The sequence below is a fragment of the Salmonella sp. SJTUF15570 genome (genome assembly GCF_043357055.1).
GTDB lineage: Bacteria > Pseudomonadota > Gammaproteobacteria > Enterobacterales > Enterobacteriaceae > Salmonella > Salmonella enterica.
The window spans coordinates 124,064-148,775 of sequence record NZ_JBEUKJ010000004.1; the positions used below are offsets into that span (position 1 = coordinate 124,064).

General features: G+C 52.9%; 24 protein-coding genes. 9 read left to right on the top strand and 15 right to left on the bottom strand.

Annotated elements, in window-relative coordinates:
* Window positions 1-139: 139 nt before the first annotated feature.
* The 3 genes from ABVN44_RS09340 to yebG form a co-directional block, all read right to left on the bottom strand.
* The gene (locus ABVN44_RS09340) at window positions 140-799 is read right to left on the bottom strand and encodes a tellurite resistance TerB family protein (protein ID WP_000024706.1); all 660 of its coding nucleotides are present in this window, start codon (window positions 797-799) and stop codon (window positions 140-142) included.
* 93 nt (window positions 800-892) lie between these two features.
* Window positions 893-1,246 carry a protein YebF gene (gene yebF, locus ABVN44_RS09345; RefSeq protein WP_001042123.1) on the bottom strand — a complete coding sequence of 118 codons (354 nt, stop codon included), beginning with the start codon at window positions 1,244-1,246 and terminating at the stop codon, window positions 893-895.
* Window positions 1,247-1,313: 67 nt separating this feature from the next.
* Window positions 1,314-1,604, bottom strand: coding sequence for a DNA damage-inducible protein YebG (yebG, locus tag ABVN44_RS09350; RefSeq protein ID WP_000257723.1), 291 nt, complete (start codon window positions 1,602-1,604; stop codon window positions 1,314-1,316).
* A gap of 130 nt (window positions 1,605-1,734) precedes the next feature.
* Between yebG and purT the strand changes: the two genes are divergently transcribed.
* Window positions 1,735-2,913 carry a formate-dependent phosphoribosylglycinamide formyltransferase gene (gene purT / locus ABVN44_RS09355; RefSeq protein WP_023232544.1) on the top strand — a complete coding sequence of 393 codons (1,179 nt, stop codon included), beginning with the start codon at window positions 1,735-1,737 and terminating at the stop codon, window positions 2,911-2,913.
* A 99-nt stretch (window positions 2,914-3,012) separates the two neighbouring features.
* On the opposite strand, the gene kdgA is transcribed toward purT, so the two are convergent.
* The 3 genes from kdgA to zwf form a co-directional block, all read right to left on the bottom strand.
* A complete protein-coding gene (kdgA, locus tag ABVN44_RS09360; protein WP_000800494.1) occupies window positions 3,013-3,654 on the bottom strand; it encodes a bifunctional 4-hydroxy-2-oxoglutarate aldolase/2-dehydro-3-deoxy-phosphogluconate aldolase in 642 nt (213 codons plus the stop codon).
* A 37-nt stretch (window positions 3,655-3,691) separates the two neighbouring features.
* Window positions 3,692-5,503, bottom strand: coding sequence for a phosphogluconate dehydratase (gene edd, locus ABVN44_RS09365; protein WP_001069124.1), 1,812 nt, complete (start codon window positions 5,501-5,503; stop codon window positions 3,692-3,694).
* 234 nt (window positions 5,504-5,737) lie between these two features.
* A complete protein-coding gene (zwf, locus tag ABVN44_RS09370) occupies window positions 5,738-7,213 on the bottom strand; it encodes a glucose-6-phosphate dehydrogenase (protein WP_000301711.1) in 1,476 nt (491 codons plus the stop codon).
* 341 nt (window positions 7,214-7,554) lie between these two features.
* Between zwf and ABVN44_RS09375 the strand changes: the two genes are divergently transcribed.
* Both ABVN44_RS09375 and pyk read left to right on the top strand, forming a co-directional pair.
* Entirely contained in the window at window positions 7,555-8,424 is an 870-nt protein-coding gene (locus tag ABVN44_RS09375; protein ID WP_001056719.1) for a MurR/RpiR family transcriptional regulator, read from the top strand.
* A gap of 123 nt (window positions 8,425-8,547) precedes the next feature.
* The gene (pyk, locus tag ABVN44_RS09380) at window positions 8,548-9,990 is read left to right on the top strand and encodes a pyruvate kinase (RefSeq protein WP_000091156.1); all 1,443 of its coding nucleotides are present in this window, start codon (window positions 8,548-8,550) and stop codon (window positions 9,988-9,990) included.
* A 72-nt stretch (window positions 9,991-10,062) separates the two neighbouring features.
* On the opposite strand, the gene lpxM is transcribed toward pyk, so the two are convergent.
* The 3 genes from lpxM to znuA form a co-directional block, all read right to left on the bottom strand.
* Complete coding sequence (lpxM, locus tag ABVN44_RS09385) at window positions 10,063-11,034, bottom strand: lauroyl-Kdo(2)-lipid IV(A) myristoyltransferase (RefSeq protein ID WP_000448401.1); 972 nt, start codon at window positions 11,032-11,034, stop codon at window positions 10,063-10,065.
* 116 nt (window positions 11,035-11,150) lie between these two features.
* Window positions 11,151-12,470, bottom strand: coding sequence for a murein DD-endopeptidase MepM (gene mepM / locus ABVN44_RS09390; protein WP_001184028.1), 1,320 nt, complete (start codon window positions 12,468-12,470; stop codon window positions 11,151-11,153).
* A gap of 15 nt (window positions 12,471-12,485) precedes the next feature.
* Entirely contained in the window at window positions 12,486-13,430 is a 945-nt protein-coding gene (gene znuA, locus ABVN44_RS09395) for a zinc ABC transporter substrate-binding protein ZnuA (RefSeq protein ID WP_000939597.1), read from the bottom strand.
* 78 nt (window positions 13,431-13,508) lie between these two features.
* Between znuA and znuC the strand changes: the two genes are divergently transcribed.
* Together znuC and znuB are read left to right on the top strand one after the other, a co-directional pair.
* A complete protein-coding gene (gene znuC, locus ABVN44_RS09400; protein ID WP_000203023.1) occupies window positions 13,509-14,264 on the top strand; it encodes a zinc ABC transporter ATP-binding protein ZnuC in 756 nt (251 codons plus the stop codon).
* On the top strand, window positions 14,261-15,046 hold the full coding sequence (gene znuB, locus ABVN44_RS09405) for a zinc ABC transporter permease subunit ZnuB (protein ID WP_000571508.1): 786 nt from the start codon (window positions 14,261-14,263) through the stop codon (window positions 15,044-15,046). The genes znuC and znuB overlap by 4 nt, the downstream gene beginning before the upstream one ends.
* A gap of 78 nt (window positions 15,047-15,124) precedes the next feature.
* Here the strand turns inward: znuB and ruvB are convergent, their stop codons facing one another.
* Together ruvB and ruvA are read right to left on the bottom strand one after the other, a co-directional pair.
* Entirely contained in the window at window positions 15,125-16,135 is a 1,011-nt protein-coding gene (gene ruvB, locus ABVN44_RS09410; protein ID WP_000568504.1) for a Holliday junction branch migration DNA helicase RuvB, read from the bottom strand.
* An 8-nt stretch (window positions 16,136-16,143) separates the two neighbouring features.
* On the bottom strand, window positions 16,144-16,755 hold the full coding sequence (gene ruvA / locus ABVN44_RS09415; RefSeq protein WP_000580335.1) for a Holliday junction branch migration protein RuvA: 612 nt from the start codon (window positions 16,753-16,755) through the stop codon (window positions 16,144-16,146).
* 419 nt (window positions 16,756-17,174) lie between these two features.
* Between ruvA and ABVN44_RS09420 the strand changes: the two genes are divergently transcribed.
* Both ABVN44_RS09420 and ABVN44_RS09425 read left to right on the top strand, forming a co-directional pair.
* Window positions 17,175-18,071 (top strand): DUF4034 domain-containing protein, encoded by an 897-nt coding sequence (locus tag ABVN44_RS09420; protein ID WP_010989032.1) that lies wholly within the window; start codon window positions 17,175-17,177, stop codon window positions 18,069-18,071.
* 626 nt (window positions 18,072-18,697) lie between these two features.
* Window positions 18,698-19,297: a YebB family permuted papain-like enzyme gene (locus ABVN44_RS09425; RefSeq protein ID WP_023232095.1), complete on the top strand. Its 600-nt coding sequence runs from the start codon at window positions 18,698-18,700 to the stop codon at window positions 19,295-19,297.
* A gap of 1 nt (window position 19,298) precedes the next feature.
* Here ABVN44_RS09425 and ruvC read toward each other — a convergent pair whose 3' ends face one another.
* From ruvC to aspS, 4 genes are all read right to left on the bottom strand, one after another.
* On the bottom strand, window positions 19,299-19,820 hold the full coding sequence (ruvC, locus tag ABVN44_RS09430; RefSeq protein ID WP_000022509.1) for a crossover junction endodeoxyribonuclease RuvC: 522 nt from the start codon (window positions 19,818-19,820) through the stop codon (window positions 19,299-19,301).
* 36 nt (window positions 19,821-19,856) lie between these two features.
* A complete protein-coding gene (locus ABVN44_RS09435; RefSeq protein WP_000907242.1) occupies window positions 19,857-20,597 on the bottom strand; it encodes a YebC/PmpR family DNA-binding transcriptional regulator in 741 nt (246 codons plus the stop codon).
* 29 nt (window positions 20,598-20,626) lie between these two features.
* Window positions 20,627-21,079, bottom strand: coding sequence for a dihydroneopterin triphosphate diphosphatase (gene nudB / locus ABVN44_RS09440; protein WP_000653693.1), 453 nt, complete (start codon window positions 21,077-21,079; stop codon window positions 20,627-20,629).
* Between the two features lie 102 nt (window positions 21,080-21,181).
* Window positions 21,182-22,954 carry an aspartate--tRNA ligase gene (gene aspS, locus ABVN44_RS09445; RefSeq protein ID WP_023232094.1) on the bottom strand — a complete coding sequence of 591 codons (1,773 nt, stop codon included), beginning with the start codon at window positions 22,952-22,954 and terminating at the stop codon, window positions 21,182-21,184.
* A gap of 324 nt (window positions 22,955-23,278) precedes the next feature.
* Here aspS and ABVN44_RS09450 point away from each other — a divergent pair, with 324 nt between their 5' ends.
* On the top strand, window positions 23,279-23,845 hold the full coding sequence (locus ABVN44_RS09450; protein WP_000916144.1) for a hydrolase: 567 nt from the start codon (window positions 23,279-23,281) through the stop codon (window positions 23,843-23,845).
* Window positions 23,842-24,660, top strand: coding sequence for a DUF72 domain-containing protein (locus tag ABVN44_RS09455; protein ID WP_000639226.1), 819 nt, complete (start codon window positions 23,842-23,844; stop codon window positions 24,658-24,660). Before ABVN44_RS09450 ends, ABVN44_RS09455 begins: the two co-directional genes overlap by 4 nt.
* The last annotated feature ends 52 nt before the right edge of the window (window positions 24,661-24,712 follow it).

A 24,712-nucleotide genomic window follows, 5' to 3' on the forward strand; every position in this document is an offset into this window, starting at 1 on the left:
GTCGCTCACCTCGGTAAACGCCTGAGATGTCACTGCTTCGCCGCTATCCTGCAACATGAATGACGTAAACTATCCATCCTATAAGGGTGGCAAAAGACACGCATGATGCAAGCGAAACATGTTACTTAATGGCAGGTTATCAGCCTGGTAGCGCCTGTTTTTGCTGCTGCAAGTCCTGCTCGATACCGTCCCGAACCTCCTGAGGAATTTTTAGTGCGTCTCCTAACGCATTCAGATAGCTACGTTCCATAAAGTGGTCAATATCAATGGCGGCGCAGCTCAGGAAGTAGATTTCCAGAGCTTCTTCTTCATTGCGAATGCCCTGTGCCAGACGTTGTGGATCAAGCGGCTGCTCAATAGCTTTTTCGATAAACACACGCCCTTGCTCTTCCACGCCTGATTCTCGCAGTTGGTGCTCAATCGCCGCGCGTTCTTTGGCATCAATATGCCCATCGCTTTTTGCAGCAAAAACCAGTGCCAGGATCAGTCGCTCAGTGCGAACATCCAGCGGCGTACTTTGGCTGCCGAATTGCGGCTCCCCCTGATGCGCAGCGCGTACTTTATCTTTGTACTTATTCCACAATACGGAACCCGCTACCGCGCCGCCGCCCACCAGCAAAGCGCCAGTACCGTATTTAGTTAATAATTTGCGCGAAGACTTATTGGCGACCAACAGTCCAGCCAGACCGCCCAGCGCGCCGGGAACCAGCAGTTTATTTAACCCCTGTTCACCGGAAGGCGATGCGGAAGCGCCTTTTTGCCCAAGAAGTGATTGTAATTGGTTCAACCAGTTAGCCATAGTACCCCTCAAATACAGACCAATAATGGTCAAGCGTACCTGAGGGGATGTCAGGAATTGTCTGTTCCGGCAAAAGAAGCGCAAATTACGCTGCTAGCGGGGCTTATATTCCGCCTTGCCGGCTTTGCAATCAACGATGACCTGATAATGAATATCGGCGCTTTTACCGCGAACAGTTAGCGGAACTGTCCATTTATCATTTTGACCCACAACGTCCTGCACATTAACCCACGCGACCGGGTCAGCCTGCCCGACCTTTTTTTGGTCGTCTGCCCACCGCACGATACGATTTTGCTGGTAGTCGCGCTTCACGCTTGCCGCAATCCCGGCGGCATCCAGCCCTTCGCACTGCGGAAACTTAACCGATTTACTCTCGGTGGATGCCGCAAATGCCGATACGCTGGCGGATAACAACAGCAGGCTCAACAACGCTCCTCTTTTATTCATACTTTTCTCCTTAGCACAATGATTCAGGAAAAGCATGGTACAAAACGCCGGGAGCGCAAGTGTGGGTTCAGGCGGCTTGCTTTTTCGTTTTACTCGCGGCGTCCTTTTCAACCGCCTGCGGAGAAGGCAACTTACCGGTTTTGAGGATCGTGCTTAACACCTCTTTATGTTCCGCCAGCCACAGCGACAACGCCTCGCGCTGCCCATCTTCCAGCACGACTGGCGACTGCTCAAGCCAGGTATCAAGAAGATCGGCAGTATCGAGCATTTTGTCCCAGGCGTCGGCTTCCTTTTTACTGGTAAATGACATCTTCTCCTCACCCTCGCGAATGACTACGTATTTAACTTCAACCGCCATTTTGCAGCCCCTTATTTACCTGTGCTTATATACAGTATATTGCAAAACGGCAAGAAAAGCAATCTATTCGAAAAGACATGCGCAAACGTTTTCGTATATACTGCGCGCAGGTAAATAAGGGGACAGAAATATGACGCTATTAGGCACTGCGCTGCGTCCGGCAGCAACGCGGGTGATGTTATTAGGGGCAGGTGAATTGGGAAAAGAGGTGGCGATTGAATGCCAACGCCTGGGGATCGAGGTTATCGCCGTCGATCGCTATCCTGATGCTCCCGCCATGCATGTGGCTCACCGTTCACACGTCATTAATATGCTGGACGGCGAGGCGCTACGTCATGTGATTACAGAGGAAAAACCGCATTATATCGTGCCGGAAATAGAAGCGATCGCCACCGATACGCTGCGCGAGCTGGAGGGCGAAGGGCTGAATGTCGTGCCTTGCGCCCGTGCAACGCAGCTCACGATGAACCGCGAAGGGATCCGTCGCCTGGCCGCAGAAGAATTAGGTCTGCCGACATCGACGTATCGCTTTGCCGACAGTGAGGCCAGTTTTCATGATGCGGTAGCCGCAGTGGGTTTTCCTTGCATCGTCAAACCGGTCATGAGCTCTTCCGGCAAAGGCCAGAGCTTTATCCGCTCGGCCGAACAGCTCGCGCAGGCATGGGAGTATGCTCAACAGGGCGGACGCGCTGGCGCGGGTCGCGTGATTGTGGAAGGCGTGGTTAAATTTGATTTTGAAATTACGCTGCTCACCGTTAGCGCCGTCGATGGCGTGCATTTCTGCGCGCCGGTCGGTCATCGTCAGCAAGATGGTGACTATCGCGAATCCTGGCAGCCACAGCAGATGAGCGAACTGGCGCTGAAGCGGGCGCAAGAGATTGCCCGTCATGTGGTACTGGCGTTAGGCGGTCATGGCCTGTTCGGCGTTGAACTCTTCGTCTGTGGCGATGAAGTCATTTTCAGCGAAGTCTCCCCTCGCCCGCACGATACCGGAATGGTCACGTTGATTTCTCAGGATCTCTCTGAGTTTGCGCTGCATGTGCGCGCCTTTCTGGGAATGCCCGTAGGCGCTATTCGCCAGTATGGTCCCGCTGCCTCGGCCGTGATTCTGCCGCAGCTTACCAGTCAAAATGTGACGTTTGATAATGTACACGCGGCGGTAGGAGCCGGAGTACAGCTACGGCTGTTTGGTAAGCCTGAGATCGACGGCACTCGTCGTCTTGGTGTAGCGTTAGCGACAGGTGAAAACGTTGAAGAAGCGGTGATAAGAGCGAAAAAGGCCGCCAGCCGCGTGACGGTAAAAGGCTAATGCGCCATCGCCTGATGGCGACGTTAGCGCATTTTTATCAGACCTGCCTGATCGCCACTCGTAAGCCCGATAAGCGAGCGCCATCGGGCATTTAACGGCTTACTGCTTCGCGCCTTCTACCGCTTCGCGCGCCAGTTTGGTGATGCGATCGTAATCACCCGCTTCCAGCGCGTCGGCCGGCACCAGCCAGGAACCGCCGATGCACAACACGCTTTTCAGCGCCAGATAGTCACGATAGTTTGCCGGAGAGATGCCGCCGGTTGGGCAGAAACGTACCTGAGAGAACGGACCGGCAATCGCCTGCAACGCTTTAGTGCCGCCATTCGCTTCCGCCGGGAAGAATTTGAACTCTTTCAGACCATAGTCCATGCCCAACATCAGTTCAGAAACGGTGCTAATACCGGGAATCAATGGGATAGTGCCTGCCGTCGCGGCTTTCAGCAGTGGCTCAGTCAGTCCCGGGCTAATCGCAAATTGCGCGCCCGCTTCCGTCACCTCCGCCAACTGCTGCGGATTGAGAACGGTTCCGGCGCCGACAATCGCTTCCGGCACGTCTTTAGCGATAGCGCGAATAGCATCCATCGCGCAGGCCGTACGTAAAGTCACTTCCAGAACGCGAACGCCCCCGGCCACCAGCGCTTTAGCCATCGGCACCGCGTGCTCCAGTTTATTGACTACAATGACCGGGACAACCGGGCCGGTGGTCAGGATTGCTTCTGCACTTGTTTTCCAGTTTTTCATCGGAATTCTTCTCTCGCCTGATTACTAGTGTGTCATCTTAAAAAGTGATACAGGTTGCGCCCTGCTCCGCACCCGACAGCTTTTCGCGCAGCGCGCCAAACAACTCACGCCCCGTTCCGACGCGCGACGCGCTCAGGTCCGGAATATGAGGCTGACGAGCGGCAAGTTCCGCCTCGTCGACCAGCAGAGTTAACTCACCTGTCTGCCCATTCACGCGAATGATGTCGCCATCGCGCACTTTTGCCAGTAAGCCGCCATCGTAGGCTTCCGGCGTTACGTGGATAGCTGAAGGCACTTTACCCGAAGCGCCTGAAAGTCGTCCATCAGTAACTAACGCGATTTTGAAACGGCGGTCCAATAATACACCAAGTGGCGGCATGAGTTTATGTAATTCTGGCATTCCATTCGCTTTTGGTCCCTGATGACGCACGACAACAACACAATCCCGGTCAAGCAGGCCCGCGTCAAACGCAGGCAGCACATCATGCTGACTTTCAAATACCATGGCAGGCGCTTCAATGATCTGGTTTTCAACCGGTACCGCAGACGTCTTCATTACTGCGCGCCCCAGATTACCGCTTAGCACCTTAGTACCGCCGTGAGGAGAGAACGGCTTATCAAAAGAGGCAATGACATCGTTATCCAGTGACCTTTCCGCGCCTTCACGCCAGTCCAGCTCGCCGTTGTTGAGCCATGGCTCCAGCGTATAGCGTTTCAGGCCGAAGCCTGCGACAGTATTAACGTCTTCGTGCAGCAATCCGGCATTGAGCAGCTCACGCATCAATACCGGTACGCCGCCCGCCGCCTGGAAGTGGTTAATGTCCGCCGGACCGTTCGGGTACAGACGCGCCATCAACGGAACCACTTCCGACAAATCCGAGAAGTCATCCCAGTTGATCAGAATGCCCGCCGCGCGCGCCATTGCAACCAGATGCATGGTGTGGTTGGTGGAGCCGCCGGTAGCCAGCAGCGCGACAATGCCGTTCACCACGACTTTTTCGTCGATCATTTTACCGAGCGGCATCCACGTATTGCCGTTGCCGGTAAGACGTGTTACCTGACGTGCGGCAGCGGCAGTCAATGCCTCGCGCAGCGGCGCATCCGGATGCACAAACGAAGAACCCGGCAACTGCATTCCCATAAACTCCACCACCATCTGGTTGGTGTTGGCGGTGCCGTAAAATGTACAGGTGCCCGGCGCATGGTAAGAGGCGGCTTCTGACTCCAGCAGCGCCATTCTGTCTACTTTTCCTTCCGCATATAGCTGACGAATACGGACTTTTTCTTTATTCGGCAGGCCGCTCGCCATCGGGCCTGACGGAACAAAAATCGCGGGTAAATGACCAAAAGAGAGCGCGGCCATCGCCAGCCCCGGAACGATTTTGTCGCATACGCCGAGGAATAACGCGCCGTCAAACATATTGTGAGAAAGGCCTACTGCTGCCGACATCGCTATCACTTCGCGGCTGAGTAATGACAACTCCATGCCATCCTGCCCTTGCGTAACGCCATCGCACATTGCCGGTACGCCGCCTGCGACCTGACCTACCGCATTCACGGAATGCAGGGCCTGACGAATAATCTGCGGATAATGTTCATACGGTTGATGCGCAGAGAGCATGTCATTGTAGGAGGTAATGATGGCGATATTATTGCGCAACATACTTTTCAGCGAGGCTTTGTCCTCTGGCTGACAGGCGGCGAAGCCATGCGCCAGGTTGCCGCAGGCCAGTTGAGATCGGTGGACCGTGGCGGTTTTCGCCTGCTCAATGCGGGCAAGATAGGCTTTTCGGGTCTGCTGCGAGCGTTCGACAATGCGCTGTGTTACGCGTAACAAATTAGGATTCATAGAGGCTCCTGAAATTTATCTGTCCGGCTACCGGGTTTACCATGCGTTTCATCAATGTGGAAAGACAGTGAAATACATGATGTCCGGTGATAATGGGGCAAAATCGTTTCAGGCAGTGTAATAAAAAAAGCCTCGCAGGTGAATCCACACGAGGCTTAAAAGTGCAAAAATGATTCTACAATCTGTGTTAGATCATGTTACCGGTAAAATACCACCTAAGAGTGAGTGGCAAATTTACTCAAACTCATTCCACGAACGACCGTCACGGGTAATCATCGCCACGGACGCTACCGGTCCCCAGGTGCCCGCCTGATACGGCTTCGGCGCGTCGTTGTCCATCGCCCATGCTTCGGTAATGGAGTCCACCCACTTCCAGGCTTCTTCCACTTCGTCACGGCGGACAAACAGCGCCTGAATGCCACGCATCGTTTCCAGCAGCAGGCGCTCATATGCATCCGCCAGGTGCGTCTGATTAAAGGTCTCGGAGTAGCTCAGATCAAGCTTCGTGATCTGCAGATTATGCTTATGATCCAGCCCCGGTACTTTGTTAAGCACCTGAATATCTACGCCTTCATCCGGCTGCAGGCGAATCGTCAATTTGTTCTGCGGCAGGTCTTGCCAGGACTCTTTAAAGAGGTTCAGTTCAGGCGTCTTGAAATAAACCACGACTTCAGAGCACTTGGTTGGCAGACGCTTGCCGGTGCGCAGATAGAATGGCACGCCCGCCCAACGCCAGTTATCGATGTCGACGCGGATCGCGACGAACGTTTCGGTGTTGCTGCTTTTATTCGCGCCCTCTTCTTCCAGATAGCCCGGCACCTTTTGACCCTGCGCAAAGCCAGCGGTGTATTGACCACGAACCGTTTTTTCACGCACGTTGGAGCGATCAATACGGCGCAGCGATTTCAACACTTTGACTTTTTCATCGCGAATACTGTCGGCGCTCAGGTCAGACGGCGGTGACATGGCAATCATGCAGAGAATTTGCAGCAAGTGGTTCTGGATCATATCGCGCATCTGACCGGCCTGGTCAAAGTATCCCCAGCGCCCTTCAATCCCCACCTCTTCCGCTACGGTAATCTCAACGTGATCGATAGTGCGGTTATCCCAGTTATTAACGAATAACGAGTTGGCAAAACGCAGCGCCAGCAGGTTGAGAACCGTTTCTTTGCCCAGATAGTGGTCGATACGATACACCTGGCACTCTTCAAAGTATTCGCCGACCCGATCGTTAATCTCACGCGAGGTCGCCAGCGAAGTACCCAACGGTTTCTCCATCACAACGCGCGCCGGTTTGGCGTTGAGTTTAGCCTCCCCTAACCCTTTGCAAATAGCGCCAAACGTGCTGGGCGGCATCGCAAAATAGTTAATGGTGGTACGGTTTTTTTGATCCAGCATATCGCCCAGGCGACTGAACGCAGGCGTATCGTTAACGTCAAGATTACAAAAATCCAGACGGCCGCTCAGCGTATCCCACAAGCCTTCATCAATTTTTTCCTTCATGAAGGTTTCCAGCGCCTCACGCACGACGTGGGTATAAGCTTCTTTATCCCAGTCCGCGCGCCCCACCCCAATGATCCGGGTATCCGGATGGATCTGGCCGGCTTTCTCAAGCTGATACAGGGAAGGCAGCAGTTTCCGGCGCGCCAGGTCGCCTTTAGCGCCGAAAATGACCAGGTCACATGCCTGGGCTGTTTGCGTTACCGCCATGTCATTCTCCTCAGTTAATCTCCTGGTACTTTAGCCAGGATATCGTTGTAATTTTATTACACAGCACTGTACTGCTTTTACGAGATTACGGAAACCGTAAACGCCTTTTCATAGGTGAACCGGCGTTTGATTGGCAATATAATCGGCAAAACGCCTAATAAAATTGTCGCTTTTCCACACAAGCTGGAACTTAAAATCCGACGTCGGTCATGTAATGAAAAAAAACGACACCTTTTTTAGCCATTTTGCCCCCTTTGACAGCCTCCAGGAGTAATATCTAACAAAACGCGCTCGGTTTCGCGCATCATTGAAATCGCTAATACCCATGAGCCTTGCTAATCATGAATATGCTGGAAAAAGTCCAGTCTCAACTGGAACATTTAAGCAAATCTGAACGAAAAGTCGCCGATGTTATTCTGGCCGCCCCAGGCAGATCGATTCACTTAAGCATTGCCATGCTGGCCCAGGAAGCTAACGTTAGCGAACCAACGGTGAACCGTTTCTGTCGCAGCATGAATACCCGCGGCTTTCCTGATTTTAAACTGCATCTGGCGCAAAGTCTGGCAAATGGCACCCCCTATGTTAATCGCAATGTGGATGAAGATGACAGCGTTGAGGCCTATACAGGAAAAATCTTCGAGTCCGCCATGGCCAGTCTCGACCATGTTCGTCAGTCGCTGGATAAATCGGCCGTCAACCGCGCCGTCGATTTACTGACCCAGGCAAAAAAAATCGCCTTTTTTGGTCTTGGTTCCTCCGCCGCGGTCGCGCATGACGCCATGAATAAGTTTTTTCGCTTCAATGTGCCGGTGATTTACTCCGACGATATCGTGCTGCAACGGATGAGCTGTATGAATTGTAACGATGATGACGTCGTCGTGCTCATTTCGCATACTGGCAGAACCAAGAGCCTGGTGGAACTGGCGCAGTTGGCGCGGGAAAACGATGCGATGGTGATCGCCCTGACCTCCGCTGGAACGCCGCTGGCGCGCGAAGCCACGCTGGCCATTACCCTCGACGTACCGGAAGATACAGACATTTATATGCCCATGGTCTCTCGACTTGCTCAGCTGACCGTGATAGATGTGCTGGCAACGGGATTTACTTTGCGTCGCGGGGCAAAATTCAGAGATAACTTGAAGCGTGTCAAGGAAGCGCTCAAGGAATCGCGTTTTGATAAAGAATTACTCATCAGGAGTGATGACCGCTAAAAGCAATAACAATGTTCTACCCTTTTCGTCATCCGGGGACGTTCATTTTATACCGTTAAGGTTTCAGAACGACCGGATCAATGTTCACGCAACACCAAGTTGTTTTAGTCAACGGAGTATTACATGTCCAGAAGGCTTCGCAGAACCAAAATCGTTACCACGTTAGGCCCGGCAACTGACCGCGATAACAACCTTGAGAAGGTTATCGCCGCGGGCGCAAACGTCGTACGTATGAACTTCTCTCACGGCTCGCCGGAAGATCATAAAATGCGTGCTGATAAAGTCCGTGAGATTGCCGCCAAACTGGGGCGTCATGTGGCTATTTTAGGCGACCTGCAAGGGCCAAAAATTCGCGTTTCCACTTTTAAAGAAGGCAAAGTGTTCCTCAATATCGGGGACAAATTTCTGTTAGACGCTAACCTGGGTAAAGGCGAAGGCGATAAAGAAAAAGTCGGCATTGATTACAAAGGGTTGCCGGCAGACGTCGTTCCTGGCGATATCCTGCTGCTTGACGATGGTCGAGTACAGTTGAAAGTGCTTGAAGTCCAGGGCATGAAAGTCTTTACCGAGGTCACCGTCGGCGGCCCGCTGTCTAACAATAAAGGCATTAACAAGCTCGGCGGCGGGCTTTCTGCTGAAGCGCTGACCGAAAAAGATAAAGCCGATATTCAAACCGCGGCGCTGATAGGCGTTGACTATCTGGCCGTCTCCTTCCCGCGCTGCGGCGAAGATCTGAACTATGCACGCCGCCTGGCGCGCGACGCCGGCTGCGACGCGAAAATTGTGGCTAAAGTCGAACGCGCCGAAGCGGTATGCGATCAAAACGCCATGGACGATATCATTCTGGCCTCTGACGTTGTGATGGTCGCACGTGGCGACCTGGGCGTTGAAATCGGCGATCCGGAGCTGGTTGGTATCCAGAAGGCGCTGATTCGCCGTGCGCGTCAGCTAAACCGTGCAGTCATCACCGCAACGCAGATGATGGAGTCGATGATCACCAACCCGATGCCGACCCGCGCGGAAGTGATGGACGTGGCGAACGCCGTCCTGGATGGCACGGATGCGGTTATGCTGTCTGCCGAAACCGCAGCCGGTCAGTATCCTTCTGAAACCGTTGCCGCAATGGCGCGCGTCTGCCTGGGCGCAGAAAAAATCCCCAGCATCAATGTGTCTAAACACCGTCTCGACGTGCAGTTCGACAACGTTGAAGAAGCTATTGCCATGTCTGCGATGTATGCGGCAAACCATCTGAAAGGCGTTACCGCGATCATCACCATGACGGAATCCGGTCGTACCGCGCTAATGACTTCCCGTATCAGCTCCGGCCTGCCGATTTTCGCCATGTCGCGCCATGAACGCACGCTCAACCTGACCGCGCTCTACCGCGGAGTAACGCCGGTGCATTTTGACAGCGCGGCTGATGGCGTTGTCGCGGCACATGAAGCTGTTAATCTGCTGCGCGATAAAGGGTATCTGGTTTCCGGCGACCTGGTTATCGTGACCCAGGGCGATGTCATGAGCACCGTCGGTTCAACCAATACCACGCGTATTTTGACCGTTGAGTAAAACTCCCCCACACCTGTTCATCAGGTAGTACAGGGTTTGTCAGCATAAAGCCTCTCTTACGAGAGGCTTTATTTATTTGATGGGATAAAGATCTTTACGCTTATACGGCTGAATCTCGCCTGGCTTGCGGGTTTTGAGCAGCTTCAGGATCCAGGTGTACTGTTCCGGATGCGGGCCGACAAAAATTTCGACCTCTTCGTTCATCCGTCTGGCGATAGTGTGGTCGTCAGCCGTGAGCAGATCGTCCATTGGCGGGCGAATCTGGATAGTCAGGCGATGCGTTTTACCATTATACACCGGGAAAAGCGGTATCACGCGTGCGCGGCACACTTTCATCAGCCGACCAATTGCAGGCAGCGTCGCTTTGTATGTCGCAAAGAAATCAACGAATTCACTATGCTCCGGGCCGTGATCCTGGTCCGGCAGGTAGTAACCCCAGTAGCCCTGACGAACAGACTGAATAAAGGGTTTAATCCCGTCATTACGCGCATGCAAACGTCCGCCGAAACGCCGACGCACTGTGTTCCAGATATAGTCAAAAACCGGATTACCCTGATTATGAAACATCGCCGCCATTTTTTGCCCCTGAGAGGCCATCAGCATGGCTGGAATGTCGACGCCCCAGCCATGCGGTACGAGAAAAATGACTTTTTCGTCGTTACGACGCATCTCCTCAATGATTTCCAGACCTTCCCAGTCAACACGCTGTTGAATTTTTTTCGGACCGCGCATCGCCAACTCAGCCATCATCGCCATTGCCTGTGGCGCGGTGGCGAACATCTCATCGACAATCGCTTCGCGCTCAGCTTCGCTACGCTGCGGAAAGCACAACGACAGATTAATTAGCGCCCGGCGACGAGAACTCTTCCCCAGCCGTCCGGCAAAACGCCCCAGCGTCGCCAGCAAAGGGTCGCGGAATGATGCCGGTGTTAGTGCGATCCCCGCCATTGCCGCAGCGCCCAACCAGGCGCCCCAATACTGCGGATAGCGAAAGGATTTTTCAAATTCAGGGATATACTCACTATTATTTTTTTTGGTTTCCATGCTTTTCCAGGGTCTGCTGACGCGAAAAGGAATTGTGAATAGTGTAGCGACGTCTGCGCCGCACACAAAACAAAAAAGCCGGCACACATCGCGTACCGGCTCTGTCAGCGCATTTGTTAATCGAAGCGCAGTTGCGGCAGAACCTCTTTCACCTGTGCCAGGTATTCACGACGATCTGACCCCGTCAGACCTTCCGTGCGCGGCAATTTTGCTGTCAGAGGGTTAACGGCTTGCTGGTTTATCCATACCTCATAATGCAGATGCGGCCCTGTGGAACGCCCGGTGTTACCAGAAAGCGCAATACGATCGCCACGTTTCACTTTTTGCCCCGGTTTCACCAGCAGCTTACGCAAGTGCATGTAACGTGTGGTGTAGGTGCGTCCATGACGAATCGCAATGTAGTAACCGGCAGCGCCGCTACGTTTAGCGACCACGACCTCGCCATCCCCCACCGACAGCACCGGCGTACCCTGCGGCATCGCAAAGTCAACGCCACGATGCGGCGCAACGCGTCCGGTAACCGGGTTCAGACGGCGCGGATTGAAGTTGGAGGAGATGCGGAACTGTTTGGCGGTCGGGAAGCGTAAAAAGCCTTTCGCCAGGCCAACCCCGTTACGGTCATAGAATTTACCGTCAGCGGCGCGAATGGCGTAGTAATCTTTACCATCGGAACGCATCCGCACGCCCAACAACTGACTCTGTTCACGCTTGCCATCCAGCATCTCGCGCGACATCAGAACCGAAAATTCATCGCCCTTTTTCAGCTTGCGAAAATCCATCTGCCACTGCATGGCTTTTATCACTGCGCTGATTTCGCTGCTGGTTAAACCGGCCTCTTTCGCGCTGGCGACAAAGCTACCCCCTACCGTGCCTTTCAGCAGACTGTTAACCCAGTCCCCCTGCTGCATTTCACTGCTCATTTTAAAACCGTTGGCAGTGCGATCGTAGGTACGCGTTTCACGGCGGGAGACTTCCCATGTCAGACGCTGTAAATCGCCATCGGCGGTCAGTGTCCAGGAAAGCTGTTGGCCAATTTTCAGATTGCGCAGCTCCTTATCAGAAGCGGCAAGTCGGCTAATATCGCTCATATCGATGCCGTACTGATTCAGAATGCTGCTTAACGTATCGCCTGTGGAGACGACGTATTCATGGACGCCGACTTCGCCTGCGGTTTTATCGTCCAGCTCATCCTGAGGAATAGCTTCATCTTCCTGCGCGGCCTGATCGATGGGTTCGCTGGCCTCCGGTAAGAGGGAACGAATCTCGCTTTTCTCCAGTTCAATAGTTTTAACGATTGGTGCGGATTCTGGGTGGTAAACATAGGGCCGCCATACGGCGACGGCCAGTGTCAGAACGGTAAGTGACCCCAGCATAACGCGGTGGGGTCGGGGCAGATTATTAAATGCCAGGGCGACAGAGCGGGCTATCTGTTGCACGTATTCACTTCCTCGTTAATCTCCTTTCAGGCAGCTCGCATACTGGTTGGCTAATTGGCTTAAAAACGCTGAATAGCTTGTTTTACCCAGTTTAATGTTCGTCCCGAGGGGGTCCAGTGTTCCCATTCGAACGGATGTCCCTCTCGCCACGGCTTCCACGACCGCTGGCCTGAATTGTGGCTCAGCAAAAACGCAGGTTGCTTTTTGCTCAACCAACTGTGTTCTTATTTCATGTAAACGCTGCGCGCCAGGTTGTATCTCAGGGTTCACGGTAAAGTGACCGAGCGGGGTGAGTCCGTAGTGTTTTTCGTAGTAACCGTAGGCGTCATGAAAAACGAAATACCCTTTCCCCTTGAGCGGCGCGAGCTCGTTACCGACCTGTTTATCGGTTGCGGCTAATTGTGCCTCAAAATCCTTCAGGTTGGCGTCGAGTTTGGCTCGACTTTGCGGCATAAGTTCCACTAATTTTTCATGGATTGCAACCGCTGTAGCCCGCGCTATCTCTGGGGAGAGCCAAAGATGCATGTTATATTCGCCGTGATGGTGATGTACGTCACCTTTTTCCTCATCGGCGCCCGTATGCGCATGTTCATCCTCATCATCATCCGCGCCCTTCATGAGTAACGGTTTTACATCGGCAAGTTGCGCAATGGTAACCTGCTTATTATCAGGAATATTCCTGACCGACTTCTCCATAAAGGCTTCCATTTCCGGGCCAACCCAGACGACTAAGTCCGCGCCCTGTAAGCGTTTTACGTCTGATGGACGCAATGAATAATCATGCTCGGATGCCCCATCCGGAAGTAATACTTGCGTATCCGTAACGCCATCAGCAATGGCGGAAGCGATGAACCCAAGCGGTTTAAGCGAAGCGACAACGGCGGCGTCGGCAGCCTGGGTTGCACTCCCCCAAAGCGCGGCGGATAATGCTGCGAAAAGAAGCGTATTTTTCTGTAACATAATGCGACTAATCATCGTAATGAATGTGTGAAATGTGATATTATAACATTCTATCACTTCTGCAAGCCTAAAATTAACATGACAAGTTTAGTTTCACTGGAAAACGTCTCGGTCTCATTTGGTCAACGCCGCGTCCTCTCTGACGTGTCGCTTGAATTGAGCCCCGGAAAAATTTTAACGCTTCTCGGCCCTAACGGCGCGGGGAAGTCAACGCTTGTACGCGTGGTTTTAGGACTGGTAGCCCCTGATGAAGGGGTGATCAAGCGCAACGGGCAACTCCGTATCGGCTATGTCCCGCAAAAGCTCTATCTCGATACCACGCTTCCGCTGACGGTAAACCGATTTTTACGTTTACGTCCCGGCACGCAAAAAACGGATATTCTCCCGGCGCTTAAACGCGTTCAGGCCGGACATTTGATTGACGCGCCCATGCAAAAACTCTCCGGCGGTGAGACACAGCGCGTACTGCTGGCGCGTGCTCTGCTTAACAGGCCGCAGTTGCTGGTACTTGATGAGCCGACGCAAGGCGTGGATGTCAACGGCCAGGTCGCGTTATACGACCTTATCGATCAGCTGCGCCGTGAACTCGATTGCGCCGTGCTGATGGTGTCGCATGACCTACATCTGGTCATGGCAAAGACGGATGAAGTGTTATGCCTGAACCATCATATTTGCTGTTCCGGCGCGCCGGAAGTGGTGTCTATGCATCCGGAATTTATTTCTATGTTTGGCCCGCGAGGCGCGGAGCAATTAGGGATTTATCGCCATCATCATAATCATCGCCACGATTTACAGGGTCGTATTGTACTGCGCCGGGGAAATGGTCACTCATGATTGAATTATTACTGCCCGGCTGGCTGGCCGGGATGATGCTGGCCTGCGCCGCTGGTCCTTTGGGCTCATTTGTGGTCTGGCGTCGGATGTCCTATTTTGGCGATACGCTGGCTCACGCGTCGCTTCTGGGCGTGGCGTTTGGCCTGTTGCTGGACGTTAACCCCTTTTATGCGGTAATCGCCGTTACGCTGCTGCTGGCCGCCGGTCTGGTATGGCTGGAGAAACGCCCTCACCTCGCGATTGATACCTTACTGGGCATTATGGCGCACAGCGCCTTATCTTTAGGACTGGTCGTGGTCAGCCTGATGTCCAACGTCCGCGTTGATTTAATGGCTTATCTATTTGGCGATTTGCTGGCCGTCACGCCGGAAGATCTTATCTCGATCGCTATTGGGGTCGTTATTGTGCTGGCCATTCTCTTCTGGCAGTGGCGCAACTTGCTGTCAATGACTATCAGTCCGGATCTTGCCTTTGTCGATGGCGTGAAGTTACAGCGCGTGAAGCTGCTATTGATGCTGGTAACGGCGTTAACTATTGGCGTGGCGATGAAGTTTGTCGGAGCGCTGATCATTACGTCGCTGCTGATTATCCCCGCCGCAACCGCGCGTCGCTTTGCCCGTACGCCGGAACAGATGGCGGGCGTCGCCGTTGGTGTAGGTATGATAGCGGTTACAGGTGGACTGACCTTCTCAGCCTTTTATGATACCCCGGCAGGGCCATCCGTAGTGCTGTGTGCCGCGCTGCTGTTTATCTTCAGTATGATGAAAAAGCAGGCAAGCTAAGCGTGTGTTGCCCGGTGGCGCTGCGCTTACCGGGCCTACAAAATCGCCCAGGTCTGATGAGCGCAGCGACTTCAGGCGCTAAGGCATCTCTGGCGGCGTGATCCCGAAATGGTTCCAGGCGCGCACCGTTGCCATACGCCCACGCGGCGTGCGCTGCAAAAAGCCTTGCTGAATCAGATACGGCTCCAGCACATCCTCAATGGTTTCACGCTCTTCGCCAATCGCCGCCGCCAGGTTATCCAGGCCGACCGGTCCACCGAAGAATTTATCAATAACCGCCAGCAGCAGCTTGCGATCCATATAGTCAAACCCTTCCGCATCGACGTTCAGCATATCCAGCGCCTGCGCGGCAATTTCCGCTGAAATAGCCCCGTCATGCTTCACCTCGGCGAAATCACGCACACGTCTGAGCAGGCGGTTGGCTATACGCGGCGTACCGCGCGCCCGACGCGCCACTTCCAGCGCGCCGTCATCGCTCATCTCAAGCCCCATGTGCCTTGCGCTGCGCCCGACGATGTGCTGCAGATCGGGCACCTGGTAGAACTCCAGGCGCTGCACAATACCAAAACGGTCGCGTAGCGGGGACGTTAACGACCCGGCGCGCGTCGTCGCGCCAATGAGCGTAAACGGCGGCAGATCGATCTTAATTGAACGTGCAGCAGGCCCTTCGCCAATCATAATATCCAACTGGTAATCTTCCATCGCCGGATAGAGTACCTCTTCCACCACCGGTGAAAGCCGGTGAATCTCATCAATAAACAGCACATCATGCGGTTCAAGATTGGTGAGCATAGCCGCCAGATCGCCTGCTTTTTCCAGCACCGGGCCGGACGTGGTTCGGAGATTGACGCCCATTTCATTGGCAACGATATTCGCCAGAGTCGTTTTACCTAACCCTGGCGGGCCGAAAATCAGCAAGTGATCTAGTGCGTCGCCACGCAGTTTTGCCGCCTGAATAAAGATCTCCATCTGGGAGCGCACCTGCGGTTGGCCGACATATTCCGCCAATAACTTCGGGCGAATGGCGCGATCGGCGACGTCTTCTGCGATCGTGGCGCCTGCTGAAATCAGGCGATCTGCTTCTATCATCCTTTACCTCATAACGCGGCGCGTAACGCGTCGCGAATCAGTGTTTCACTGCTTGCATCCGGACGGGCGATCTTGCTTACCATCCGACTGGCTTCTTGCGGTTTATAACCCAGCGCCACCAGCGCAGCAACTGCTTCTTGTTCTGCATCTTCCGAGGTTGGGCTGGCCGGCGACGTCAATACCAAGTCGACCGCTGGCGTAAAGAGATCGCCATGTAGCCCTTTAAAGCGGTCTTTCATTTCGACAATCAATCGTTCGGCAGTTTTCTTGCCGATACCCGGCAGCTTCACCAGCGCACCAAGCTCTTCGCGCTCAACCGCATTGACGAACTGCTGCGCCGACATGCCGGAGAGAATCGCCAGCGCCAGCTTAGGCCCGACGCCATTCGTTTTAATTAGCTCTTTAAACAGCGTGCGCTCTTGCTTATTGTTGAATCCGTACAGCAACTGCGCATCTTCACGCACCACAAAGTGGGTGAAGACGATTGCCTCCTGCCCGGCCTCCGGCAGCTCGTAAAAGCAGGTCATAGGCATATGTACTTCATAGCCTACGCCCCCTGTCTCCAGCAGCACGATCGGGGGTTGTTTTTCGAGAATAATGCCTCTGAGTCTGCCTATCACATGACGCTCCTGCGTAAAGGGCTGAAAAGATAATGCACTATCATAAAAAAAGACTGGATGTTTATCCAGATGAAAAACACGTTATTCGCCTATCTCAATGGCCTTCCCTTCGAATCGGTCGCGCAACACCACCGGGTGCCGCCGCGCCCCATGATGTGGAGATATAATAAGTGTCTATAATAAATATAATTCAATAACATTTTCTGTAAGAATAATAAATAAAAAGTCCAGATACGCATTATCACTATAGCTTGAATTTCCTCCGGTGAAAGCACATCCTTTATAAACATTTTTAATCATCTTGTTATTTAATCATTCAGGACAGAAATTCAATGTTATTGAAAAATATTGTCATAGGTGCATTAATGGCTATTCCTGCGCTGGCGTCAGCTAATAGCCTCACGGAAACACGGGAAAGAATGGCCATTGAGCAACAAGCTATCGCCTATACTGTCAGCCAAAAGTGGGACAAGCTGGACGCTATGTTTCAGGAATACAATACCGGATTCCCGACAACCAGCGGCGGAACTCATAAACTGGTTATCGCATGGGGAGGGATCTATAATCTTTTTTCAGTAGATGTTTCCGACAATGGTATTTCTGGCGTGGCAAAAGAGTGGCTTAAAGCAAACCCCAAATCCACGGGTGCAAGGCTGCTGCAAGCAATGGTTTTTGATGCTAAAGCCGTGAATTTACGCGGTGAAGGTGCGGCCAGCACGGTGGACTCTGATATATGGCCGAAATATAAGAAGCTGATGATTCAGGAAAAAGAGTATCTGTTAAAGAACAAAGATATTGCCGACAAAGATGTGACCTGGTATCAGGAAATGGAAATGGTCGCACGCAATCTTGAGGATAAAGAGCTGCTCTATAGCACTTTGGAAGAAGCCAGCAAAAAATATCCCGCCTATCAAAATATTTATATCGAGGCCATGGTCGCTCGTTTGCCTAAATGGGGTGGCTCTCCGGAAGAAGTCGAAAAAATCGCCAGAATGGCCGCAGAAAAAAACAAAGATCAATCGGGACTTTCTTACTACGCTTATATCTGGAGTAATGCAATCCATTACCAACCTGAATTAATGGCTTTACTGAATAAACGTCAGATTGTCTCCTGGGATGATATGCTGCAAGGTTGGAGAGATCGCTACAAACAGTTTCCATCAACCCGCACGCTTAATAATATTCTGATAAGCTCCTGCATTGCCCGCGATAAAGACTCCTTTGTGAAAGCAGATAAAATGATTCAAGGGGAAACAGAGCGGGATACCTGGCCACAAGGGTTAAATTATCGGGAATGCCAGCAGTCCTTCCAATAATTGCCAGATTACCATCACAGTTTAATGCACAGCATTAATTGAATTAAGCCGCCTCAGCCGTTATATGCAGAGGTGGTTTAATGGAAAATGTCCTTCAACCTCTGGACCATGAACGAGATAAACGGTACCGTTGTTAATCACTTCCTTACCCTTTACAACAATAATAATCAGCGATTGATGAACAGTACAAACTCGATATTTTTTGCATTGCAACCTAACCTTTTGCACTTTCGCCTCCTGTTCCCCCTGGCGCTTAATATAACGCAGAGTCAGCCAAATATTTGCGCCAACCACTCTTGCCAGATCACACCTCAAATGCCTATTAAAAACAAAAGCAATAAGCATGAAGAGAAACACAACCAGACAATAACATAGACTCAAGAAAAATATATGGCGATATAAACAATTATATAATATGGAAAGGACAGTCCACTTATTCCCTGCATTCGTCTATTTTCCCTTTCACTTTCACCTCTGGAAAGAGGTAAAAACATTATCACCGTAAACTATAATATTCATGATGGATATTTATTGATAATAATATCTTGTCATTATGTGAGTATAATGCTAATTATCCAATAGCGTAAAATAAAGGATATTATTTTAGGTAATAATGGAACGTGAACATGAAAAAACATTATTCTGTCCAATATGAAACCGGGGATATCGTCTTTACCTGTATAGGTGCCGCGCTTTTCGGCCAGATATCCACCGCTTCACAGTGCTGGAGCAACCATGTTGGGATTATTATTGGTCATAATGGTGATGACTATCTGGTGGCGGAAAGTCGCGTCCCCCTCTCAACCGTCACCACGCTGTCACTGTTTATACAACGTTCAGCCGGACAACGTTACGCGGTTCGTCGCCTGTGCGGCGGTCTGACGGTCGAACAGAAACTCGCCATCATGGAACAGGTTCCCGCCCGGCTGAATAAGTTTTATCACACGGGGTTTAAATACGAGTCATCGCGCCAGTTCTGCTCGAAATTTGTGTTTGATATCTATAAAGAAGCATTGTGTATTCCGGTAGGCGATATTGAGACATTCAAAGAATTACTTCACAGCAATCCTGATGCGAAACTCGCCTTCTGGAAGTTCTGGTTTTTAGGTTCAATCCCGTGGGATCGTAAGACGGTGACGCCCGCCAGTCTGTGGCAACATCCCAATTTAGAATTAATTAGCGCCTGTGGAATTGAACCCCCTCAACGCGAGGCTGAGGGAGAATGATTTAGCGCAACCTTCCCCGCGCCAGATTGAGTCGGCTCTCGCTCATTTGCATCGCGTTCTGGCTAACGTGGCAATGCGTAATGGCGATAGCCAGCGCATCCGCGGCATCGGCCTGCGGGTTAGCGGGCAGTTTGAGCAACGTGCGCACCATATGCTGAACCTGGCTTTTCTCCGCGCTACCAATACCGACGACGGTTTGCTTCACCTGACGCGCCGCGTATTCAAACACGGGCAGTTCCTGATTGACCGCGGCGACAATCGCGACGCCGCGCGCCTGTCCCAGCTTGAGGGCTGAATCGGCGTTCTTCGCCATAAACACCTGTTCGATAGCAAAATAGTCCGGCTGGAACTGCGTGATGATTTCCGTCACGCCTGCGTATATGAGCTTCAAACGAGACGGCAAATCATCGACTTTGGTACGAATACATCCGCTGCCCAGATAGGTCAGTTGTCTGCCTACCTGGCGAATAACGCCATAACCGGTAATGCGCGAGCCGGGGTCAATACCGAGAATAATCGACACGCTATCCCCCCTGCCCGCCGGCGTTTAACAGCACCATTACAGGGTCGCCGCCACCTCATCAGAGATCTCACCGTTATGGTAGACTTCCTGGACATCGTCACAGTCTTCCAGCATATCGATCAGACGTAGCAGTTTCGGCGCGGTTTCCGCATCCATATCCGCTTTGGTTGACGGGATCATGGACACTTCGGCGCTGTCCGCTTTCAGACCCGCCGCTTCCAGCGCGTCACGCACTTTGCCCATCTCTTCCCAGGCAGTGTAAACATCAATCGCGCCATCATCATAGGTCACAACATCTTCCGCGCCAGCTTCCAGAGCGGCTTCCATGATGGTGTCTTCATCGCCTTTCTCAAAGGAGATGACCCCTTTCTTACTGAACAGGTACGCCACTGAGCCATCGGTACCCAGATTACCGCCGCACTTGCTGAAAGCATGACGCACTTCCGCTACGGTACGGTTACGGTTGTCACTCAGACACTCAATCATAATGGCCGTGCCGCCAGGACCATAACCTTCATAGATGATGGTTTCCATGTTCGAGTCTTCATCACCACCCACACCGCGAGCGATGGCACGGTTCAGAGTGTCGCGGGTCATGTTGTTGGCCAGCGCTTTATCTACAGCCGCGCGCAGACGCGGGTTGGCATCCGGATCGCCGCCGCCCAATTTAGCTGCCGTTACCAGTTCACGAATAATTTTAGTGAAGATTTTACCGCGCTTGGCATCCTGCGCAGCTTTACGATGTCTGGTGTTGGCCCATTTACTATGACCTGCCATAAATATTTCCTCAAAAAAAGCGCGCCTTTTCAGGCGACGTTAATGACAAACTCTTCAATCGCTTGCCGGTTACTCCAGGACTTGGTAAGCGCCGCCGCGTCAGGCGCATCAAGCCACTGGTACGTCAGATGTTCAGTGAATATCACCTGCCGCTCATGCGGTAATGCAAGGCAGAACCAGAATTCTGTATTGTGCATGACGCCCGGCGCATAGCGATGACGTAAATGTGAAAAAATTTCAAACTCCACCGTACGTTGGCAGTCGATTAAGGTCAGTTGCTCTGCCGCAACATCAATCGTGACCTCCTCTTTGACTTCACGTACGGCGGCCTGCAACGCGGTCTCCCCTTCTTCTATGCTGCCAGTCACTGACTGCCAAAAATCCGGGTCATCGCGTCGCTGCAACATTAGCACCCGTTTCGTATCCTGCGCGAAAATAACCACCAGGACCGAAACGGGGCGCTTGTACACTTTATCCTTCACGCGACCTCGTTGTTGGCTGTTGGGTGACGCCGCGCATTGATGAGACTCGCCCTTGCGGGCCGCCGCGATATCACGCGAATGATGTCGTGTACATTGTTCATATCAGTTACTCTCGGCTTTCTTCACAACCTGAATCCCTAACTCCGTCAACGCTGCCTGGTTGGCGAAACTCGGCGCTTCAGTCATCAGACACGCGGCGGCGGTCGTTTTCGGGAAGGCGATAACATCACGAATATTGTCGGTGCCGGTCAACAGCATGGTCAGACGGTCCAGACCAAACGCCAGGCCCGCATGCGGCGGCGTACCGTATTTCAACGCATCCAACAGGAAGCCGAACTTCTCGCGCTGCTCCTGTTCATTGATACCGAGAATACCAAATACGGTTTGCTGCATTTCACCGTTGTGAATACGCACCGAACCGCCGCCCACTTCATAGCCGTTAATCACCATATCGTAAGCGTTAGCGACGGCTTCTTCCGGCGCAGTTTTCAGTTCAGACGCCGTCATGTCACGCGGGGCGGTGAACGGATGGTGCATCGCGGTCAGACCGCCTTCGCCGTCGTCTTCGAACATCGGGAAGTCAATCACCCACAGCGGCGCCCATTTGTCTTCGTCGGTCAGGCTCAGGTCTTTGCCCAGTTTCAGACGCAACGCGCCCAGCGCATCGGCAACCACTTTTTTGTTATCTGCGCCGAAGAAGATCATGTCGCCGTCCTGCGCGCCGGTACGTTCAAGGATAGCCTCGACGATGTCGGCGGTCAGGAACTTGGCCACCGGACTGTTAATCCCGTCCAGACCTTTCGCGCGCTCGTTAACTTTGATATACGCCAGTCCTTTCGCGCCGTAGATCTTAACAAAGTTACCGTAATCGTCGATCTGCTTACGGCTAAGCTGTGCGCCGCCAGGCACACGCAGCGCTGCCACGCGGCCTTTCGGATCGTTAGCCGGGCCCGCGAAGACCGCGAACTCTACCGATTTCAGCAGGTCAGCGACATCTACCAGTTCCATCGGGTTACGCAGGTCTGGCTTGTCGGAACCGTAGCGACGTTCCGCTTCGGCAAACGTCATGACCGGGAAATCCCCCAGATCCACGCCTTTCACTTCCAGCCACAAATGGCGCACCAGCGCTTCCATCACTTCGCGCACTTGTGGCGCGGTCATGAAGGAGGTCTCGACGTCGATCTGAGTAAACTCCGGCTGACGGTCAGCACGTAAGTCTTCATCACGGAAGCATTTGACTATCTGATAGTAACGGTCGAAACCGGACATCATCAGGAGCTGTTTGAACAGCTGCGGCGACTGCGGCAGCGCGTAGAATTTACCTTTGTGCACGCGCGAAGGCACCAGATAGTCGCGCGCGCCTTCCGGCGTGGCTTTGGTCAGCATCGGCGTTTCAATATCAAGGAAACCGTGATCGTCCATAAAACGACGCACCAGGCTGGTAATTTTGGCGCGAGTTTTCAGGCGCTGCGCCATTTCCGGACGACGCAAATCCAGATAGCGGTACTTGAGACGCGCCTCTTCGGTATTAACGTGGTTAGCGTCAAGCGGCAGTGAGTCTGCGCGGTTGATGATAGTGAGAGAGGACGCCAGCACTTCAATTTCGCCGGTCGCCATATCCGCATTGACGTTTTTCGCGTCACGCGCACGCACGGTGCCCGTAACCTGAATGCAGAACTCATTACGCAGTTCAGAGGCCAGCTTTAACGCGTCCGCACGATCCGGATCGAAGAACACCTGCACAATACCTTCGCGGTCGCGCATATCGATAAAGATCAGGCTGCCAAGATCACGACGACGGTTGACCCAACCACACAGAGTCACCTGCTGCCCCACGTGGGACAGACGTAGCTGTCCGCAATATTCTGTACGCATGAGATATCCCTTAACTTAGCCGCAGGCGGATTGTTGCCTGCCATGCAGGCGACGAAGTCGCAGCTTTAGCTGTATGTCACAACTGGATGAAAAAAGGCGGCTATTATACTGGAAATTCTGCCGCACGATAAGAGTCAATCCAGCATGGGAGCGATAACTTGCCCGTTTCATGCGGTATCGACACTTGGTTCATACTGACTGTACCCGGGTTTTTCACGCGGGTATTGCGTATGCTCACAAAAATTAACAATATTTGTCGCCGCTTTCCTCTTTAATCGCGCTTAAGGTGTAGTGAAATCCGCTATTTTTAGGAGAGTGATTATCATGCTGAAACTCAACGCGACCACAACCGCCCTGGTGGTTATTGATTTACAGGAAGGAATTCTTCCGTTTGCCGGCGGCCCGTATACGGCAAATGAGGTGGTCGCCCGCGCCGCGCGGCTGGCGGAAAAGTGTCGTGCCAACGGTTCGCCCGTGGTTATGGTACGCGTCGGATGGTCTGATGATTATGCCGAAGCGTTAAAACAGCCGGTGGATGCCGCAACGCCTGCGCACGCGTTGCCGGAAAACTGGTGGACCTGGCCTACGGCATTGGGTAAAAAGGACAGCGATCTGGAAGTGACTAAACGCCAGTGGGGCGCGTTTTACGGCACCGACCTGGAATTACAGCTTCGCCGCCGGGGTATCGACACCATCATATTGTGCGGGATCTCAACCAATATCGGCGTCGAATCCACAGCGCGCAACGCCTGGGAGTTAGGATTTAACCTTATTATTGCCGAAGATGCCTGTAGCGCCGCCAGCAGTGAGCAGCATCAGAGCAGTATGACGCATATTTTCCCGCGCATTGGCCGGGTACGCAGCGTAGAGGATATTTTAAACGCCTTATGATCTACATTGGCCTGCCGCAATGGTCGCACCCGAAATGGGCGCGGCTCGGCATCACCAGTCTGGAAGAGTATGCCCGCCACTTTAACTGCGTGGAGGGCAACACCACGCTTTACGCGCTGCCGAAAGCGGAAATTGTCGATCGCTGGTATGCGCAAACTACGGACGATTTCCGTTTTTGCTTTAAATTTCCCGCCACCATTTCTCACCAGGCCGCTCTGCGCCATTGCGACGATCTGGTACAGGCGTTTTTTACCCGCCTGGCGCCGCTGGAAACGCGTATTGGCCAATACTGGCTGCAGTTGCCCGCCGCCTTTGGACCGCGCGATCTCCCCGCCTTATGGCAGTTTCTTGATGCGCTCCCCGCCACGTTTACCTATGGCGTAGAAGTTCGTCATCCGTGTTTTTTTGACAAGGGTGAGGATGAACAGCGGCTCAATCGCGGGTTACACGCGCGCGGCGTAAACCGCGTGATCCTGGATAGTCGTCCGGTTCATGCCGCCCATCCCCACAGCGAGGCCGTCCGCGACGCGCAGCGAAAAAAGCCCAAAGTCCCGGTACATGCAGTCGTGACGGCTAGTCATCCGATGGTGCGTTTTATCGGTAGCGATAATATGGCGCAAAACCGTGAATTTTTCGCCGCCTGGTTGCAGAAACTCCCGCAGTGGCGGCAGACCACCACGCCTTTTCTGTTTTTACATACACCGGATATCGCGCAGGCGCCGGAACTGGTGAATACGCTTTGGCATGATTTACGCAGCGTCTTACCGGAAATCGGCACTGCTCCGTCCATTCCACAGCAATCTTCTCTTTTCTGAAAATGCCCCCTATCATAGACAGTGCCATCAGCCATTTTAAAAGGGAGTTTGT

Bases quoted from the DNA above. Each gene is read 5' to 3' on its own strand.
- znuB (WP_000571508.1), top strand. From the start codon at position 14,261: ATGATTGAATTATTACTGCCCGGCTGGCTGGCCGGGATGATGCTGGCC.
- ABVN44_RS09450 (WP_000916144.1), top strand. From the start codon at position 23,279: ATGCTGAAACTCAACGCGACCACAACCGCCCTGGTGGTTATTGATTTA.
- pyk (WP_000091156.1), top strand. From the start codon at position 8,548: ATGTCCAGAAGGCTTCGCAGAACCAAAATCGTTACCACGTTAGGCCCG.
- lpxM (WP_000448401.1), bottom strand. From the start codon at position 11,034: ATGGAAACCAAAAAAAATAATAGTGAGTATATCCCTGAATTTGAAAAA.
- ABVN44_RS09435 (WP_000907242.1), bottom strand. From the start codon at position 20,597: ATGGCAGGTCATAGTAAATGGGCCAACACCAGACATCGTAAAGCTGCG.
- ABVN44_RS09425 (WP_023232095.1), top strand. From the start codon at position 18,698: ATGAAAAAACATTATTCTGTCCAATATGAAACCGGGGATATCGTCTTT.
- znuC (WP_000203023.1), top strand. From the start codon at position 13,509: ATGACAAGTTTAGTTTCACTGGAAAACGTCTCGGTCTCATTTGGTCAA.
- ABVN44_RS09375 (WP_001056719.1), top strand. From the start codon at position 7,555: ATGAATATGCTGGAAAAAGTCCAGTCTCAACTGGAACATTTAAGCAAA.
- zwf (WP_000301711.1), bottom strand. From the start codon at position 7,213: ATGGCGGTAACGCAAACAGCCCAGGCATGTGACCTGGTCATTTTCGGC.
- yebF (WP_001042123.1), bottom strand. From the start codon at position 1,246: ATGAATAAAAGAGGAGCGTTGTTGAGCCTGCTGTTGTTATCCGCCAGC.
- edd (WP_001069124.1), bottom strand. From the start codon at position 5,503: ATGAATCCTAATTTGTTACGCGTAACACAGCGCATTGTCGAACGCTCG.
- aspS (WP_023232094.1), bottom strand. From the start codon at position 22,954: ATGCGTACAGAATATTGCGGACAGCTACGTCTGTCCCACGTGGGGCAG.
- yebG (WP_000257723.1), bottom strand. From the start codon at position 1,604: ATGGCGGTTGAAGTTAAATACGTAGTCATTCGCGAGGGTGAGGAGAAG.
- ABVN44_RS09420 (WP_010989032.1), top strand. From the start codon at position 17,175: ATGGCCATTGAGCAACAAGCTATCGCCTATACTGTCAGCCAAAAGTGG.
- znuA (WP_000939597.1), bottom strand. From the start codon at position 13,430: ATGTTACAGAAAAATACGCTTCTTTTCGCAGCATTATCCGCCGCGCTT.
- ABVN44_RS09340 (WP_000024706.1), bottom strand. From the start codon at position 799: ATGGCTAACTGGTTGAACCAATTACAATCACTTCTTGGGCAAAAAGGC.
- kdgA (WP_000800494.1), bottom strand. From the start codon at position 3,654: ATGAAAAACTGGAAAACAAGTGCAGAAGCAATCCTGACCACCGGCCCG.
- ruvB (WP_000568504.1), bottom strand. From the start codon at position 16,135: ATGATAGAAGCAGATCGCCTGATTTCAGCAGGCGCCACGATCGCAGAA.
- purT (WP_023232544.1), top strand. From the start codon at position 1,735: ATGACGCTATTAGGCACTGCGCTGCGTCCGGCAGCAACGCGGGTGATG.
- ABVN44_RS09455 (WP_000639226.1), top strand. From the start codon at position 23,842: ATGATCTACATTGGCCTGCCGCAATGGTCGCACCCGAAATGGGCGCGG.